This is a genomic window from Streptomyces sp. a15 (assembly GCF_059026085.1).
Map to the genome: position 1 here is coordinate 484,345 of NZ_JBWLKM010000001.1, position 16,556 is coordinate 500,900.

Consider the following 16,556-nt stretch of genomic DNA (forward strand, 5'->3'; position numbering starts at 1 on the left):
CTCAGGCCCCCGGGCCTTCGTTAGGAGCTGTTCGTGAAGGACGCCTTCGGTACCCCGCAGTCCCTGCTCGTCCTCGGCGGCACGTCGGAGATCGCGCTCGCCACCGCACGCCGGCTGATCGCCCGCCGCACCCGCACGGTGTGGCTGGCCGGACGCCCGACACCCGCCCTGGAGACGGCCGCTGCGGAACTGCGCGCCCTGGGGGCCGACGTGCACACCGTCGCCTTCGACGCGCTCGACCCCGACTCCCACGAGACGACCCTCGGCAAGGTCTTCTCCGAGGGCGACGTCGACATGGTCCTGCTCGCCTTCGGGATCCTCGGCGATCAGGCGCACGATGAGCGCGAACCGGCGAGCGCGGTGCGCGTCGCCCAGACCAATTACACGGGAGCGGTGTCTGCGAGCTTGGTCGCCGCGCGCGCGTTGCAGACCCAGGGCCACGGCTCGCTCGTGGTGCTCTCCTCCGTGGCCGGCGAACGCGCCCGCCGCTCCAACTTCATCTACGGCTCCAGCAAGGCCGGCCTCGACGCCTTCGCCCAAGGCCTGGGCGACGCCCTGCACGGCACCGGCGTGCACGTCATGGTCGTACGCCCCGGCTTCGTCCGCTCGAAGATGACCGCGGGCCTTGAGGAGACGCCCCTGGCGACCACGCCCGAAGCCGTCGCCACGGCCATCGAGCTGGGACTGCGCCGCCGCTCGGAGACGGTGTGGGTGCCGGGGGCGCTGCGGGTGGTGATGTCGGCACTGCGGCATGTGCCGCGAGGGATCTTCCGGCGGCTGCCGGTCTAGGAGGCCCGGGTCACGGAGATCGCAGCTGCCGCTCTAGGAGGCCGGGGTCACGGGGCGGGGATCGAGCCGCGCTCCACGCGGGCCGCCTGCGGCGGCACGACCGCGCCCCCGAAGACGTACTCGCGCAGCTTGCGCCACTCGCCGTCGGCGCCCTGTTCGTAGAGCGCGAAACCGGTGCAGGGCCACTCGGCGTGGTAGTCGGCGAGTTCCTCGAAGGCGCGGTCCATGGCCTCGTCGTCGATGCCGTGGGCGACCGTGACGTGCGGGTGGTACGGGAACTGCAGGTCGCGCGCCACCGGGCCCGAGGCGTCCCGGACCTGCTTCTGCAGCCAGGTGCAGGCCTCCGCGCCCTCGGCGACCTGGACGTAGACGACGGGCGACAGCGGCCGGAACGTACCCGTGCCGGACAGCCGCATGGGGAACGGCCGGCCGGCCGCCGCGACCTCGGTCAGGTGCATCTCGACCGCCGGCAGCATGGCCTCGTCGATCTCCGTCGGCGGCAGCAGCGTGACGTGCGTGGGAATGCCGTGGGCCGCCGCGTCGCCGAAGCCCGCGCGCAGCTGTTGGAGCAGGCTGCCGTGAGGCTCCGGGACCGCGATCGACACGCCGATCGTTACGGTCCCCACGTCGTCTCCTGTCGTCCTGTTCGAGTTCGTTCCCAGCCGTCCGGCTATCGACTGTACGGCCACGGCTGTGTTGGTGGGCAGGCGCAACCGTAGTGATGTGCAGCGCTCTGCGCAGTGGTACGCCTGTGCGGTGGTGCGCCTGTGGTGGTACGGCTCAGTGTTTGGCGGGCAGGAAGCCCACCCTGTCGTACGCCTGGGACAGGGTCTCCGCGGCGACGGCGCGCGCCTTCTCCGCGCCCTTGGCGAGGATCGAGTCCAGCGTCTCCGGGTCGTCGAGGTACTGCTGGGTGCGCTCGCGGAACGGCGTCACGAACTCGACCATGATCTCGGCGAGGTCCGTCTTGAGCGCGCCGTAGCCCTTGCCCTCGTACTTCTGCTCGAGGTCGGCGATTCCCTCGCCCGTGAGGGTCGAGTAGATGGTGAGCAGGTTGCTGACGCCCGGCTTGTGCTCCGCGTCGAAGCGGATGACGGTGTCCGTGTCGGTGACCGCGCTCTTGACCTTCTTGGCGGTGGCCTTGGGATCGTCGAGGAGGTTGATGAGCCCCTTCGGGGTGGACGCCGACTTGCTCATCTTGATCGACGGGTCCTGAAGGTCGTAGATCTTGGCCGTCTCCCTGAGGATGTACGGCTTCGGGATGGTGAAGGTCTCGCCGAAGCGGCCGTTGAAGCGCTCGGCGAGATCGCGGGTGAGCTCGATGTGCTGGCGCTGGTCCTCACCCACCGGGACCTCGTTCGCCTGGTACAGCAGGATGTCCGCGACCTGGAGGACCGGGTACGTGAACAGGCCGACGCTGGCGCGGTCGGCGCCCTGCTTGGCGGACTTGTCCTTGAACTGGGTCATGCGGGACGCCTCGCCGAAGCCGGTGAGGCAGTTCATGACCCAGGCGAGCTGGGCGTGCTCGGGGACATGGCTCTGGACGAAGAGCGTGCAGCGCTCCGGGTCGAGACCGGCCGCGAGGAGCTGGGCGGCGGCCAGGCGAGTGTTGGCCCGCAGGTCCGCGGGGTCCTGCGGGAGCGTGATCGCGTGCAGGTCGACGACCATGTAGAACGCGTCGTGGGACTCCTGCAGGGCCACCCACTGGCGGACGGCGCCGAGGTAGTTGCCGAGGTGGAACGAGCCTGCGGTGGGCTGGATTCCGGAGAGCACTCGGAATTTAGGCAGCGGCGCGGAGCGCCCCGTTTGAGGGCTGTGGTGGGCGACGGGTGGGCGATCAGAGGCCATGCACACCATTCTCTCAGGTCCCGGGGGGCGATCCGGAACTGGTCGGAAACAGATGGGACACGGGTGGGAACCGATCCGCGCCGAGCGGTGTACCAATCGTGTGAGGACGCGGGAGGGGGGCCGCATCGTCGATGAGGCCGCGGTGATCGCCCGCGTACGCGCCGGAGAGCCGGAGGCGTACGCGGAGCTGGTGCGAGCCCATACGGGCCTCGCGCTCAGGGCGGCCGCCGCGCTCGGGGCGGGTGCGGACGCGGAGGACGTGGTGCAGCAGGCCTTCGTCAAGGCGTACTGCGCGCTGGGCCGGTTCGAGGACGGCGCGTCGTTCAAGCCGTGGCTGCTGTCGATCGTGGCCAATGAGACGAGGAACACAGTGCGGACGGCGGCCCGGCAGCGGACGCTCGCCGGTCGCGAGGCGGCCTTCGCGGAAGCGGAGCCGCTGATACCGGAATCGGCCGACCCAGCGGTGGCCACGCTGGAGACGGAGCGCCGCGCCGCCCTGCTGACCGCCCTGGAGAAGCTGAGCGAGGAACACCGCCTGGTCGTCACCTATCGCTATCTGCTGGAGATGGACGAGTCCGAGACGGCCCAGGCCCTGGGCTGGCCCCGGGGGACCGTGAAATCACGGCTCAACCGCGCCCTGCGGAAGATGAGCCGGCTGTTGCCGGATTTTCAGCCTCGGGAAGGGGGTGATGAGCGTGAGTGAGGAGCCGGAGCGGGGTGCGTACGACGGTGAGGGCGGCCCCGCTGACGTGGGTGAGGGACGCCGTGGTGACAGTGACCTGGGTGAGGGGCGCCGACGTGGCGAGCCCGCCCGGCTGCCGGAGGAGCTGCGGGCGCTGGGGCGTTCGCTGGATCCCCCGGGCGGCGCCGGGTCCGACTCGATGGTCGAGCGGGTGTTGCAGCAGATAATCGCCGAGCACATCCCGGCCCCGGTGGCCGAGCCGACGGCGGCCGGTGAGCGACTGCGTGCGGCCCGGTACTGGACGCGGGCGCGGTGGCGGTCGCTGACCGCTGCGCTGTGCGGCCTGCTGACGGTCCTCGCGCTCACGCCCCCGGTGCGGGCCGCGGTCCTCGACTGGTTCGACTTCGGCGGGGTCGAGGTGCGGTACGACCCGTCGGCGGCGCCCTCGACCAGCGCCGAGGTGCCCGGCTGCGAGGGGTCGCTGTCGCTCGCGGGGGCGGAGCACGAGGCCGGCTTCGAGCCGCTGGTTCCGCCGGCACTGGGCGCGCCGGACGCGGTGTCGGTGACCGACGAGCCGCAGGGTCGGTTCCTGGTCAGCCTGTGCTGGCGCGAGCAGGGGCGCACGGTCCGGCTGGACCAGTACCGGGCCGGCCTGGACATCGGCTTCGCCAAGAGCGTGTCCGAGCAGCCCGTGTGGATCTCGCTGAGCACGGATCCCGCGGACGTCGGCACGCCGAGCAACACGGCCCTGTGGTTCCCCCGGCCGCACCTGCTCAGCTTCTGGCTGGTGGACGCACACGGCTCCCGCTACACCCGCGAGGAGCGGACCGCCGGGCCGACGCTGCTGTGGATGCACGGCTCCGGCGGTACGGACGTGACGCTGCGGCTGGAGGGGGTCGCGTCGAAGGGGCGGGCGGTGGAGATCGCGAAGTCCCTCGACGGGGCACCGGAGGAGTCCCCGAAATAGTGCGCGCGGGGTGGGAACCCCGGCGGGTCGGGCGGTGTACCAGAAGTGACAAGCGGCTCGCGGACGGGCCGCCCGGGGATCGTCTGGCTTTGTATGGGGGTTCGGATGCGCAGGCTCGGGGTCGGGTGGAGCGGCCGGTGTCGTGAACTGACGGCGCTGGCAGGAGTGTTGGTGATGACGTCGGCGCTGATGCTGTGGGGGGCTTCCTCCGCGTCGGCGGGCGGACCGACGAGCGTGCTCGTGGTCTCGCCGCAGAGCACGGAGACAGCGGCGCTGTACTACTCCGACGAGGAGTACGGAGAACTGGAACAGCTGCTGGGCGCCCCCGGCACCGGCGTCCGCGACAAGCCGCCGGAGGCCAATCTGACGGCCGCCCGGCAGATCAACGTCACGTGGATGGTGCACGACGTGTCGCCCTGGCGCCTCGACCGGGTCTTCCCGCTGGCGGACGGCGACGACGTCTGGATACACACGGCCGCGAACCTCCCGGAAACGGTGAACGGCCAATGGCACCGCGCCCAGCGCCCCGGCCAACTGCGTGCGCTGCTCAAGGACCTTGGGGTGATGGGCAAGACGTCGGACGAGGGCCGCTCCGGGATCTTCCCGGCACCTTGGGAGACGGGCGAGTCCGGCGTCGGCGGCGAGACCGGCACGGGCGCCGACGCCGACGCCGGCACCACGGACGCAGCGACCGACGCGGCTGTCGCGCCGACTGCGCAAGCACGGCCAGGCGATGGCACCGACTGGTGGTGGGTGCTGCCCGGCGCGGCTGCCGGAGCCGCCCTGGCGCTGGTGCTGCGGCCCTCCGCCACGCGGATGCGGTGGAGGCCGTGGGACCGACCGCGACGGGAGCCGGGGCCGCGGCAGGAATTGCGGGACGTGTGAGACGGCCGCAGGGGCGACGGCTGCCATGAGCGACGTGGAGGGGGACGGATGGCGATCGGGACCAAACGCGCGGGGCTACGGATGATGGCGTGGCGGACGCGGGCGGGGGCGCGGGTGAGGACCCGGAGTACACGCGCGAGGGCACGGGTGAGGGGGGCACGGATGAGGGGGGCACGGATGAGGGCCAGGATGAGGGCCAGGATGAGGGCCGGCACACCGGCGAGGGCACGGATGGCGGTCCAGGACGTCGGCGCGGGCACGCGGGTGACGGCCCGGTGCAGACGTGCGGGCATGGGGGCGAGGGCCACCTGCGAACGTGCAGGCGTGCACGTGACAGCCCAGTGCAGACGTGCGGGCATGCGGCTCGCAGTCTTCGTGCCGATGTCGGTGGCCGCCGCCCTGTGCGGGATGGCGGCCGCGGACGCGGTCCCCCACGGGCCGGGCCGGGACGCCCCGAATGTGGCGGTGGTCGTCGCGGGCGGTACGGGCCGGACGACGGCGGTGCGCTCGGGCGAGCCGGACTTCGCCCGCCTCTGGCAACTGCTGGAGCCGATGTACGCGGGGACGGAGCGGGTGTCTCAGGCGTGGGACGAGGGCCGGTATCCACCGGTGCGGATCACCGTGGTGTGGGGGCTGACGGGGATCGGGGGCTGGCCGCAGACAGACGCGGCGCCGGGTGGTGACGTGGCGATGGAGCGGCAGGACCAGTTGTTCGTGGCCGAGGACGGCACGCCATGGGTGCGCTCGGATGCCGCGCCGGACGTGGATGACGACGACATCCGCTGGCATCGGGCTCCGCGCTCGGTCTTCGAGCGGATGAGCTGGGCCGAGTTGCTCGGCGAGCCCGACGAGAGGGCGGCGGCCGAGAGTCTGGGCGATGCCGGCGTGCCGGGCGGCGGGCCCGGGTCGGCGGCGAGCGGCGCCTGGTGGGCGATACCGGGCCTCGCGGCCGGGTTAGCGGCCGGGGTCGGCGGCACGCTGCTGATACGCCGCGCGGCGGCCCGGCCGGGAACCGGACCGCCGCGGGAGGAACCACGACAGGAGCTGATCGATCTCTGATGCGGGCCGGGCGTCAGCCCAGGTCGATCTCCGGGTACAGCGGGAAACCGGCCACGAGGTCGGTGGCTCGGTGGGCGACCTCGTCCGCGATCTTCGGGTCGAGGACGTGCTGGGCCTTGGAGGGGGCGCCCTTGCCGGTGGTGCCGGGCTCGGTGGAGGTGAGGACGCGGTCGATGAGGGCCGCGACCTCGTCCATCTCGGCGGTGCCGAGACCCCGCGTGGTCAGGGCGGGGGTGCCGATGCGAATACCGGAGGTGTACCAGGCTCCGTTGGGGTCGGAGGGGATGGAGTTGCGGTTGGTGACGATGCCCGAGTCGAGCAGGGCGGCCTCGGCCTGGCGGCCGGTGAGGCCGTAGGAGGAGGCGACGTCGATCAGGTTGAGGTGGTTGTCCGTGCCGCCGGTCACCAGGGTCGCGCCCCGGCGCATCAGGCCTTCGGCCAGCGCGCGGGAGTTGTCGACGATGCGCTGGGCGTAGTCCTGGAAGGAGGGCCGGCGGGCCTCGGCGAGGGCGACGGCCTTGGCGGCCATGACGTGCGGGAGCGGGCCGCCGAGGACCATCGGGCAGCCGCGGTCGACCTGGTCCTTGAGGGAGTCGTCGCACAGGACCATGCCGCCGCGCGGGCCGCGCAGCGACTTGTGGGTGGTGGTGGTGACGATCTGGGCGTGCGGGACCGGGTCGAAGTCGCCGGTGAGGACCTTGCCGGCGACGAGACCGGCGAAGTGGGCCATGTCCACCATGAGCGTGGCGCCGACCTCGTCGGCGATCTCGCGCATGATCCGGAAGTTCACGAGACGGGGGTAGGCGGAGTAGCCGGCCACGATGATCAGCGGCTTGAACTCGCGGGCCGTGGCACGCAGGGCCTCGTAGTCGAGGAGACCGGTGGTGGGGTCGGTGCCGTAGGAGCGCTGGTCGAACATCTTGCCGGAGATGTTCGGGCGGAAGCCGTGGGTGAGGTGGCCGCCGGCGTCCAGGGACATGCCGAGCATGCGCTGGTTGCCGAAGGCCTGGCGGAGCTCGGCCCAGTCGGCCTCGGAGAGGTCGTTGACCTGGCGGACGCCGGCCTTCTCCAGGGCGGGGACCTCGACGCGCTGGGCGAGGACCGACCAGAAGGCGACGAGGTTGGCGTCGATGCCGGAGTGCGGCTGGACGTAGGCGTGGCGGGCGCCGAAGAGCTCGCGCGCGTGCTCGGCGGCGAGGGACTCGACGGTGTCGACGTTGCGACAGCCGGCGTAGAAGCGGCGGCCGATGGTGCCCTCGGCGTACTTGTCGCTGAACCAGTTGCCCATCGCGAGGAGGGTGGCCGGGGAGGCGTAGTTCTCGGAGGCGATCAGCTTGAGCATCTCGCGCTGGTCGGCGACCTCCTGGCCGATGGCGTCGGCCACGCGCGGCTCGACGGCGCGGATCACGTCGAGGGCGGCACGGAAGGCGGTGGACTCGTGGGAGAGGGGTTCGGCTGGCATGGGGACCTCCGGACGTCGTGTTTCAGCGTTCACGGTACGGCCCAGGCGCACGGCACTCGGTGCTGGACACAGTCCAGGGGCCGCTCCCCGATGGTTCATCCCATCCCAGCGCGCCAGTCACGGCCCGCCGGTCAGCCTACCGGGCACGCCGCGTCGCCCAGGTCCCGCGTCCACCATCCGAGCGACGATAGGAAGGAGGCCACCGCCACCTCAGGGAGATCGCGTGAACGCTATGGAGGGGCTCGTCGCCGCGGCCGAAGCCCACAGTGCGCACACCTACCACCCGCTGCCGGTGGTGATCGCCACCGCGGACGGTGCCTGGATGACGGACGTGGAGGGGCGCCGGTATCTGGATCTGCTGGCCGGTTACTCGGCGCTCAACTTCGGGCACTGCAACCGGCGGCTCGTCGAGGCGGCGAAGGCGCAGTTGGAGCGGGTGACGCTGACGTCGCGGGCGTTCCATCACGACCGGTTCGCCGCGTTCTGCGAGGAACTCGCCGAGCTGTGCGGTATGGAGATGGTGCTGCCGATGAACACCGGTGCCGAGGCGGTGGAGACGGCGGTGAAGACGGCCCGGAAGTGGGGGTACCGGGTCAAGGGCGTGCCGTCGGAGATGGCGAAGATCGTGGTCGCCGGCAACAACTTCCACGGGCGTACGACGACGGTCATCAGCTTCTCCACGGACCCGGAGGCGCGGGCGGACTTCGGGCCGTACACGCCGGGCTTCGAGATCGTGCCGTACGGGGATCTGACGGCGATGCGCTCCGCACTGACCGAGAACACGGTGGCGGTGTTGCTGGAGCCGATCCAGGGCGAGGCGGGGGTGCTGGTGCCGCCGGCCGGTTATCTGCCGGGGGTGCGGGAGCTGACGCGGGAGCGGAACGTGCTGTTCGTGGCGGACGAGATCCAGTCGGGGCTGGGGCGGACGGGGCGGACGTTCGCGTGCGAGCACGAGGGCGTGGTGCCGGACGTGTATGTGCTGGGGAAGGCGCTCGGCGGCGGGATCGTGCCGGTATCGGCGGTGGTGTCGAGCGCGGCGGTGCTCGGGGTGTTCCGGGCCGGGGAGCACGGGTCGACGTTCGGCGGGAATCCGCTGGCCTGTGCGGTGGCGCTGGAGGTGATCGCGATGCTGCGGACAGGCGAGTACCAGGCGCGGGCGGCGGAGCTCGGCGAGCGGCTGCACCGGGAGTTGGGAGCGCTGGCCGGGACGGGGCGGCTGACGGGAGTGCGCGGGCGTGGGCTGTGGGCGGGCGTCGACATCGAGCCGTCGTACGGCACGGGACGGGAGGTCTCCGAGAGGCTGATGGACCTGGGGGTGCTGGTGAAGGACACGCACGGGGCGACGATCCGGATCGCGCCGCCCCTCGTGATCGGAGAGGAGGATCTGGACTGGGGGCTGGCCCAGCTGCGTGCGGTACTGGGGCTGTAGGGATTCCGCGGACTGCAGGGGTTTCTCAGAGGATCACGTGCGGCAGGAAGCGGGCGTACTCGTCGGTGACCAGGCCGGAGGACTCGCGGATGCCGAGGCCCGCGGACTCGTTCTCCACGACCCAGGCGCCGAGGACGACCCGGTTGCCGTCGAAGTCGGGAAGGGGGGCCAATTCCTGGTAGCAGCAGGCTTCTTGGCGTACCACCGGTACCGGGTCGGCGCCGGGCTCGTGGACCGTCACTCCTGCGCCCTCCCGGCCGAGCAGAGGCTTGGCGACGTAGCCGGTCGTCGTCGCCAGCTCGCGGGGACCGTCCAGGTAGGCGGGGAGGAGGTTCGCGTGGCCTGGAAACAGCTCCCAGAGGATCGCCAGCAGGGCCTTGTTGCTGAGCAGCATCTTCCAGGCCGGTTCGATCCACAGGGTGCTGCCCGTGCCGCCGCCGTTGTCGAGGGTGCCGAGGACGTGGTCGGCGAAGCGGTCGGTGGTGAGCCATTCCCAGGGATAGAGCTTGAAGCAGCTGCGGATGAAGCGGAGTTGGTTGTCGACGAAACGGCCGGAGAGGAGGTCCCAGCCGATCTCCTCCATGGAGATCCAGTCGGTGTCGAGGCCGGCCTGGTCCGCGGTCTCCTTGAGGTAGGCGACCGTCATGAGGTCCTCGCCGAGTTCGTCGGCCGAGGAGTGGGCGAAGTACAGAGGGCTGCCGGGCGGGAGGAGGGCGGCCTGGTTCTTCCAGGCGGCGACGAGGCGTTCGTGGAGGGAGTTCCACTGGTCGGCGCCGGGGAAGCGCTCCTCCATCCAGAACCACTGCGGGGAGGCGGCCTCGACGAGTGAAGTGGGGGTGTCGGCGTTGTACTCCAGGAGTTTCGCCGGGCCCGTGCCGTCGTGGCGGAGGTCGAAACGGCCGTAGACGGAGGGTAGTTCGGCGCGGCGGCGCCAGGCCTCGGCGACCGACTCGGCCACGCGGGGGTCGGTGATGCCGAGGTCGGCGAAGCGGTCGGTGGCGACGATGTGCTCGGCTGCCGTCAGGCACATCCGGTGGAGTTCCTCGACGACCTCCTCCAGGGCCTCGACCTCGGGGAGGGTGAAGGAGTAGTAGGCGCTCTCGTCCCAGTAGGGGCGCAGGGAGTCGTCGGGATAGCGGGTGAGCGGGTAGATGAGCCCCTGCTCCTCGACGGTCTGCTGCCAGCCGGGGCGGGGCTCGATGGTGTGGCGTTTCATGGGAGGGGTTCCTGAGGGCGGGGTTCCGGAGGGGTGGGTCGGTCAGCCGCCGGAGCTGCCCTTGCCGACGCCTCCGCTGTCCCCGCTGCCGCCGCTGCCGAAGCCGCCCCGGTCGACGCCGCCGCTGCCGCCGCTACTGCCACTGCTGCTGCCGCTACTGCTCGAACTGCCCGACCTCTTGCCGGACTTGGTGAAGGAGCCGCCCTTGACCCAGCCGCTCTTCTTCTTGCCGCCGTAGTAGTAGGCGCCGTCGACGGTGGTGACGGACTTGCAGTTCTTGTCGCCGACGACCTGGTAGCCCTTGCCGGCGGTGTAGCTGTCGCGGTCGACGCAGCGCTTGTCCGGGTCCGAGGAGCAGGCCGTCAGGGCGGCGGCGAGCAGGCCCACGCCGCCGAGTGCGACCGTGCCCGAGCGGAGTTGTCGGCGTGCGTCTGCCATGTTCTTGTCTCCCCGTTGGTCGGGCCTTCGGCCCGGTGTGCGTGTTCCGGCGGACAGCCTAGAGATCGGTAAGAACAGGCGTGCGGGCGGCCCGTCCGTCATGACCTTTCCCTACAGTCGCTTTGTGTTCTTTGGAATGGTGTGCGCCCTTGGTGCCGCGGTCTGCTTCGGCACGGCGACGGTCTTGCAGGCGATGGCGGCGCGGGCGGCGGACACCGGCGGGGGCGGCGAGGCGGCGCTGCTGCTGCGGGCGGTCCGGCAGTGGCGGTACCTGGCCGGGCTGGCGCTGGACGGGCTGGGGTTCCTGTTGCAGGTCGCCGCGCTGAGGTCGGTCCCGATCTACGCGGTCGGCGCGGCGCTGGCGTCGAGTCTCGCGGTGACGGCGGTGGTCGCGGCGCGGCTGCTGCGCGTGCGGCTGAGCGGGAGCGAACGGGGCGCGGTGGGGGTCGTGTGTGCCGGGCTGGCGCTGCTCGGGGTCGCGTCGGGGACGGAAGGGGACCGGGGCGGATCGTCGGCGCTGAAGTACGCGATGCTCGCCACCGCCGTGGCCGTGCTGCTGCTCGGACTGGGCGGCGGGCGACTGCCGGAGCGGGCGCGGGCGTCGGTGCTCGGGCTGGGGGCCGGGTTCGGGTTCGGGGTGGTGGAGGTGGCCGTACGGCTGATCGACTCGCTCGCGCCCTCGGGGCTGCTCGCGAATCCGGCGACGTACGCGCTGCTGCTGGGCGGCGGTGCCGCGTTCCTGTCGCTGACCTCGGCCTTGCAGCGCGGCTCGGTGACCACGGCCACCGCGGCGATGGTGATCGGGGAGACGGTCGGGCCGGCGGCGGTGGGTGTGGTGTGGCTGGGGGACCGTACGCGGGAAGGGCTGGCCTGGGTGGCGGTGCTGGGGTTTGTCGTGGCTGTGGCCGGTGCGTTGGCGCTGGCGCGGTTCGGGGAGGTGGCCCAGGACACGCCGCCCCGGGAGACCTCGCTGCGGCAGCCCCCGCCCCTGGCCAACCCGGGGATTTCCCCAGGTCCTTCCCGGAGGCCAGGTCCCTGACGGGATCCCTAACGTTCAGCTGTACGGCCGGAAAGCCGGCCAGGACAAACAGGGGGTAGTAGTCATGGGACCGAACGACGCTCAGATCGTCCGGGTGTTCAGCCGCGGGCTCAAGGGAGCCATCGCGGACATCACTCTGAACCCGAACAGCGAGGGCGAGGTCGTGCTGGAGGCCGAGGCCGGGGAGGCACTGCACGACACCGGCGGGGACTACCTCGTCACGCTCGTCGTGCGCGACCTCAGCGACGGCACCGCCATTCCCGCGCAGGTGCCGAACGCACCGAAGCCCGGCGAGGTGAAGGGTCGCTTCAGGGGCACCAACTGGGTGGACCTCCCGGCCAGTTTCGGGTTCGTGCTGAGCAGCGCCGACCTCAAGAAGCACCGGGGCCACCTGGCCCAGGCATACGGATCGGTGGTGTACGGCAACGACAAACCCGGCGCGACCATCGCCGTCAGCCAGCCGTTCCAGATCCTTCCGTAGGCGCGCCGACGCGGGCGACGAGCTCCACCCGGGACCGAATGCCCAGCTTCGCGTAGGCATGGCTCAGGTGGTACTCGACGGTCTTCGCGCTGAGGACCAGCTCGCGGGCGATCTGGCGGTTGGTCAGCCCGGTCGCCGCGAGTTGGGCCACGGCGTGCTCCTGCGGCGTCAGCCGTTCCCGCGCCCACGGGAGAGCCGCGGGGGCGGGGGCACCGTCGGGAGCGGCCCCGCAGGCGGTCAGCTCCCGGTCGCAGTGTCGCAGGAAGGGGACGGCACCCAGCTCCGCGAAGCGGGCCCGGGCCGCCCGCAGGTGTTCCACGGCCGGGGTGCGGCGGCCCCGTGCGGCGCAGGAAGGAGCCGAAGTCGAGCTCGACACGGGCGTGTTCGAAGGGCAGGCCGACGCGGGCGGCGCGGTCGAGGGCCTCGGCGAAGGCGTCCCGGGCGGGTTTCGGCTCGCGACGGGCCGCGTACAGGGTGCCGCGCACCCGGCAGAGGGCCGCCAGTGTGGACGCGCGCGAGGGGCCCACGGCCCGCCGCTCCAGCGCGGTCAGCACCTCCTCGGCCTCGTCGAGCCGGCCGGCCGCCACCAGGGCGTCGGCCAGCAGGTCCCGCCAGGCGACGACGGAGGGTATCGCGGTGAAGTCCGGGTGCTCGTGGGCGAGGAGAGCCCGGAGCAGGCCGACGGCCGCCGAGTGCTCGCCGCGGACGAAGGCCAGGAAGGCGCAGCCGAAGGTCACGTAGATCTCGACTATCGCGGACTCCTGGATGACCGGGTTGGCGCGCGCGATCCGCAGGTGCTCCTCGGCACGCTCGTACTCGCCCCGGGCCGCGAGCGGAAGCGCGGCCTCGGCGTGCACCAGGGGGGCGATCCACCGCTGGCCGAGGTCCGCGGCGACCGAGGACGCCGTCTCCCAGTGCGTCATGGCCAAGTCCCAGGATCCGCAGAGGAATTCGGTCTTCGCCAGGATGGCCAGGGCGATCACCCGCAGGGGCACGGGCCCCTGGCGGACGAGTTCCACAGCCCGCTCCAGGTCGTGGCGTGCCTGTGTCGTGCGGTCCGTGTACACGTACAACGCGGCCCGGCCCATGAGGAGTTCGATGTCCTGAGGCCCCACCAGCGGGGCCTCGGGCAGCGCTTCGGCCAGCCGGAACCCCTCCTCGAAGGCCCCCAGCTGCGCGAGCGCGGCGAGGTGGATGTAGCGCAGGGTCCCTCCGGAGCGCGCCCGGCCGCCGTCCTGCCGGGCCCGCTCGGCCCACTGGCACGCCTGTGACGCGCGACCGCTCATCATGTGGACGATCACGCACTGTTCCGCGATCCGCGCCTCGAGTCCGGGGTCCGCCCCGGGCGTGCGCAGCCGCCATGCCTCATCCAGCAGCGCCCGTGCCTCGGTGATGCGTCCGGCGAGCAGCGCGAGATGGCCCCGGGCGCAGCACCGTACGGCCTCGTCGGTCGCCTCCGGGAGTGCGGCCGCGACACCGGCGGCCTCCTCCTCCCTGCCGTCGAACAGATAGGCCTCGACGGCCTCGCAGTCCAGCCGGCCCCGCTCCCGGGCCCGGGTCGACAGCCGGGCCGCGTACCGCAGGAGGGGTGCGGCCTCCACCCAGCGGCCGACGGCGCCACGCCGCCGGGCGCAGTCGGCGAGTTCGGCGGCCAGCCGGTCGTCGGGGCCGTGGGCGGCGAGGGCCCGGTGGTGCAGCCGCGTGAACTCGCCCTCCTCGGCCGCGGCGGCCCTGGTGTGCAGCTCCGTTCGGCGCACCGGGCCGAGCCCGTGGTAGACGGCCGCGCGGACCAGGGGGTGCGTGAACGCGATGCCCGTCACCGTGGCGTGCGGGGTCTCCTGGAGCAGGCCGTGGGCCAAGGTCTCGCCCAGGGCGGCCAGCGGCTCGGCGACCTCGCCCAGGTCGGCGGCCCGGGCCAGGGTGCAGCGCATGCCGAGCACGGCCGCGGCCTGCACGAGGTCCCTTGCGGGCGGGCCGCAGCGGGCGAGCCGGTCCAGGACGAAGCGGGTGTACGACTGCGGGGCGGGCAGCGTGGCCGCGGCGGACCGGAGCGCGGCCGCGGGCACCTCCTCGAGCAGGGCCCGGCAGTGCAGCGGGTTGCCCTGGGTGTGGGTGTGCAGGCGCCGGGCCGCGTCCGCCGGCAGCGGCTCGGTCAGGAACCGGGCGCTGAGTCCGACGAGGTCGGCTGCCGCGAGCCCGGCCAGGCGCAGCCGTACGGCGGTGTCGTCGGTGAGGATCCGGCGCAGCCCGCCGGGTATCCGCCGGTCGTCGAGGTCACGCAGGGTGAGCAGGCACAGGACGTGGTCGGCGCGCAGTCGGCGCAGGGCGAAGGTGAGGGCGCGCAGGGAGGGCGTGTCCGCCCAGTGTGTGTCGTCCACGACCAGCACGACGGGCTCGTCGTGCTGTAACTCGCCCAAGGATTCGAGGAGTTCGGCCCCGGCGGTGAGAGGGTCGGTGAGCACGGCCCGGCCGAGGAGCCGGCTCAGCACGCCGTACGGCAGGTCCGCCTCGTTCTCCTCGCCGGCCGCCGTGAGCACGTGCCCCCGGGCGGTGTCGGTGACGAAGCGCCGGACGAGCGCCGTCTTGCCGATGCCGGCGGGCCCTTCGAGGACGACCAGCCGGGGCCGCCCCGCGGACGCCTCCCCGTACAGCCGGCGCAGCTCGGCGAGTTCGCTCGTGCGTCCGAGGAACGCCGCCCCGTTGCCGCGTCCCTCGGGCATGGCAGCGTGCATGGCAGCCCCTCCCCCGAGGCCACGGCCAGCGGTGCATCCCGGGGACATCCCTGAGGAGTCACCGGAGGTGGTGCCGGGGGCCGTGTCCGTACGTTGGCTCGAGTCCAGCATCCATGCAGACGACGGGGGAATACGGTGAAAGCCGAGGAATTACGACAACAGGGCAGGGTTTCTGCGGCGCTCGCGGCAGCACGGGGCCCGGTCGGCGCCCTGTCGGCGGAGATGTTGGTGGCACGGGCGCACACTCTGTGGGACATGGAGCACACGGACGCCGCCGCTGAGCTGGCGTCCGAGGCCGTGAAGCGGGATCCGGCGCTGCCCGCCGCACGCGCGATGCGGGGTCTGGCCCAGTTGGAAGCGGGAGACCTCGGGGCGGCTTGGGACGAGGCCGAGTACGCGCAGAAGCTGGCCCCGGACGAGCCGCTGACGTACATCCTGCTGGCCGAACTCCAGGGGGAGCACGGACAGTACGAGGAGGCGGTCGCCCTGCTCTCGGAAGCCGTCCGCCGTCAACCGTTCGCTGCGGACCTGCGGCTCGCCCGGGCCGCCCAGCTGTCGCAGCTGGACCGCGAGGAGGAGGGCCTGAAAGACGTGGAGATCGTGCTCACCCGGTTCCCCCAGCATGTACTGGCCCTGGCCTTCCGGGCCGTACTGCTCGCTTCGACGGACCGGACGGACCAGGCCCTCGACAGCGCCAGGTCGGCCGTGCGACTGGCCCCGAAATGCGCGGGGTCGCTGGTGGTCGAGGGGATGGTGCACTTCATGCGGGACGAGGACCACAAGGCCCGCCGGGTGCTCGACCGCGCGGTGCGGGCCGCGCCCGGCAACCCCAAGGTCGCCGGCGTGCGGGCCCTCGCCGAGATCCGGTCCGATCCGCGGGCGGCCCTGGCCCTGCTGCCCGACGGCCCGCTGTCCTGCCGCCCCTCCGTCCGCACGGACCTCCGCTACTTCCAGGCCGTGAGCCACTTCCACCTCGACGCGCTGGACGAGTCCCGGCGGCTGCTCGACTCCGCACTGGCGTCGCAGCCGTGGCACGTGGCCTCCCTCGACCTGCGCTGCTGGCTGCTGCTGGTGGCGGACGACGAGGAGGGGGCGCTGCGTGACGCACAGGCCGTGCTGCTGCGGCACCCCGACGAGTTCCGGGCACGATCGGTGCGCGGGGTCGTGCATCTGCGCCACGAGCGCTGGGGTGCGGCGCTGGAGGACGCGTCGGTGGCGCTGGAGAAGAACCCGCAGGACATGCTGTCCCTGTGGGCGCACGGCATGGCCTGTGCCATGACCGGCGCCGCCGAGCGCGCCCTGGGCGATCTGAACCGCTTGGCCGCCCTCGACGCGAGCAGCGAGCTGACTCGGCAGCTCGCCACGCTGCTCGCGACCTCCCGGCCGGAGGCCGGCCAGACCGACTGGGGCAAACGGGTCTGGGAGGTACTGCAGAAGGTGAGCGCGGTCGCCGGCATCTTGGGCATCCTCACCGGAGCGGGCGGGGGCGGCGGGTCGTCGGCCTAGGGGCCCGGTGGATCAAGTGGCTG

The 16,556-nt window shown here is 72.3% G+C and carries 14 protein-coding genes, 1 pseudogene and 1 riboswitch; of the genes and pseudogenes, 8 read left to right on the plus strand and 7 right to left on the minus strand.

All coding sequences use genetic code 11. The annotated features are described in order from the left end of the window. Nucleotides 1-33: 33 nt before the first annotated feature. Nucleotides 34-789 (plus strand): decaprenylphospho-beta-D-erythro-pentofuranosid-2-ulose 2-reductase, encoded by a 756-nt coding sequence (dprE2, locus tag AC5P09_RS02270; RefSeq protein WP_493872162.1) that lies wholly within the window; start codon nt 34-36, stop codon nt 787-789. A gap of 47 nt (nt 790-836) precedes the next feature. On the opposite strand, the gene AC5P09_RS02275 is transcribed toward dprE2, so the two are convergent. Both AC5P09_RS02275 and trpS read right to left on the minus strand, forming a co-directional pair. Then, nucleotides 837-1,415 (minus strand): 2'-5' RNA ligase family protein, encoded by a 579-nt coding sequence (locus AC5P09_RS02275; protein WP_266434733.1) that lies wholly within the window; start codon nt 1,413-1,415, stop codon nt 837-839. A 154-nt stretch (nt 1,416-1,569) separates the two neighbouring features. Continuing rightward, nucleotides 1,570-2,562 carry a tryptophan--tRNA ligase gene (trpS, locus tag AC5P09_RS02280; RefSeq protein WP_493872306.1) on the minus strand — a complete coding sequence of 331 codons (993 nt, stop codon included), beginning with the start codon at nt 2,560-2,562 and terminating at the stop codon, nt 1,570-1,572. Nucleotides 2,563-2,779: 217 nt separating this feature from the next. Here trpS and AC5P09_RS02285 point away from each other — a divergent pair, with 217 nt between their 5' ends. The 4 genes from AC5P09_RS02285 (at nt 2,780) to AC5P09_RS02300 (ending at nt 6,230) form a co-directional block, all read left to right on the plus strand. After that, nucleotides 2,780-3,340, plus strand: a complete 561-nt coding sequence (locus AC5P09_RS02285; RefSeq protein ID WP_493872307.1) for an RNA polymerase sigma factor — start codon at nt 2,780-2,782, stop codon at nt 3,338-3,340. Further along, on the plus strand, nt 3,327-4,286 hold the full coding sequence (locus AC5P09_RS02290; protein ID WP_493872163.1) for a hypothetical protein: 960 nt from the start codon (nt 3,327-3,329) through the stop codon (nt 4,284-4,286). Before AC5P09_RS02285 ends, AC5P09_RS02290 begins: the two co-directional genes overlap by 14 nt. Nucleotides 4,287-4,460: 174 nt before the next feature. After that, nucleotides 4,461-5,171, plus strand: coding sequence for a hypothetical protein (locus tag AC5P09_RS02295; RefSeq protein WP_493872164.1), 711 nt, complete (start codon nt 4,461-4,463; stop codon nt 5,169-5,171). Between the two features lie 357 nt (nt 5,172-5,528). Next, on the plus strand, nt 5,529-6,230 hold the full coding sequence (locus tag AC5P09_RS02300) for a hypothetical protein (RefSeq protein WP_493872165.1): 702 nt from the start codon (nt 5,529-5,531) through the stop codon (nt 6,228-6,230). A 13-nt stretch (nt 6,231-6,243) separates the two neighbouring features. On the opposite strand, the gene AC5P09_RS02305 is transcribed toward AC5P09_RS02300, so the two are convergent. Beyond that, nucleotides 6,244-7,692: a glycine hydroxymethyltransferase gene (locus tag AC5P09_RS02305; RefSeq protein WP_493872166.1), complete on the minus strand. Its 1,449-nt coding sequence runs from the start codon at nt 7,690-7,692 to the stop codon at nt 6,244-6,246. Between the two features lie 32 nt (nt 7,693-7,724). Next, nucleotides 7,725-7,823: riboswitch (ZMP/ZTP riboswitch) on the minus strand. A 101-nt stretch (nt 7,824-7,924) separates the two neighbouring features. Here AC5P09_RS02305 and rocD point away from each other — a divergent pair. Next, on the plus strand, nt 7,925-9,121 hold the full coding sequence (gene rocD / locus AC5P09_RS02310) for an ornithine--oxo-acid transaminase (protein WP_493872308.1): 1,197 nt from the start codon (nt 7,925-7,927) through the stop codon (nt 9,119-9,121). Between the two features lie 25 nt (nt 9,122-9,146). Here rocD and AC5P09_RS02315 read toward each other — a convergent pair whose 3' ends face one another. Together AC5P09_RS02315 and AC5P09_RS02320 are read right to left on the minus strand one after the other, a co-directional pair. Then, nucleotides 9,147-10,337, minus strand: a complete 1,191-nt coding sequence (locus AC5P09_RS02315; RefSeq protein ID WP_493872167.1) for a glutathionylspermidine synthase family protein — start codon at nt 10,335-10,337, stop codon at nt 9,147-9,149. 42 nt (nt 10,338-10,379) lie between these two features. Further along, entirely contained in the window at nt 10,380-10,775 is a 396-nt protein-coding gene (locus tag AC5P09_RS02320) for a hypothetical protein (protein WP_493872168.1), read from the minus strand. Nucleotides 10,776-10,911: 136 nt separating this feature from the next. Here AC5P09_RS02320 and AC5P09_RS02325 point away from each other — a divergent pair, with 136 nt between their 5' ends. Next, nucleotides 10,912-11,814, plus strand: a complete 903-nt coding sequence (locus AC5P09_RS02325; RefSeq protein ID WP_493872309.1) for a DMT family protein — start codon at nt 10,912-10,914, stop codon at nt 11,812-11,814. Nucleotides 11,815-12,266: 452 nt separating this feature from the next. On the opposite strand, the gene AC5P09_RS02330 is transcribed toward AC5P09_RS02325, so the two are convergent. Beyond that, nucleotides 12,267-12,671: a response regulator transcription factor gene (locus tag AC5P09_RS02330; RefSeq protein ID WP_493872310.1), complete on the minus strand. Its 405-nt coding sequence runs from the start codon at nt 12,669-12,671 to the stop codon at nt 12,267-12,269. A 1,930-nt stretch (nt 12,672-14,601) separates the two neighbouring features. Further along, nucleotides 14,602-15,138: pseudogene (locus AC5P09_RS02335) on the minus strand (ATP-binding protein); the annotation flags it as partial. A 111-nt stretch (nt 15,139-15,249) separates the two neighbouring features. On the opposite strand from AC5P09_RS02335, the gene AC5P09_RS02340 reads away from it, so the two are divergent. Then, a complete protein-coding gene (locus AC5P09_RS02340; RefSeq protein WP_493872169.1) occupies nt 15,250-16,533 on the plus strand; it encodes a tetratricopeptide repeat protein in 1,284 nt (427 codons plus the stop codon). The last annotated feature ends 23 nt before the right edge of the window (nt 16,534-16,556 follow it).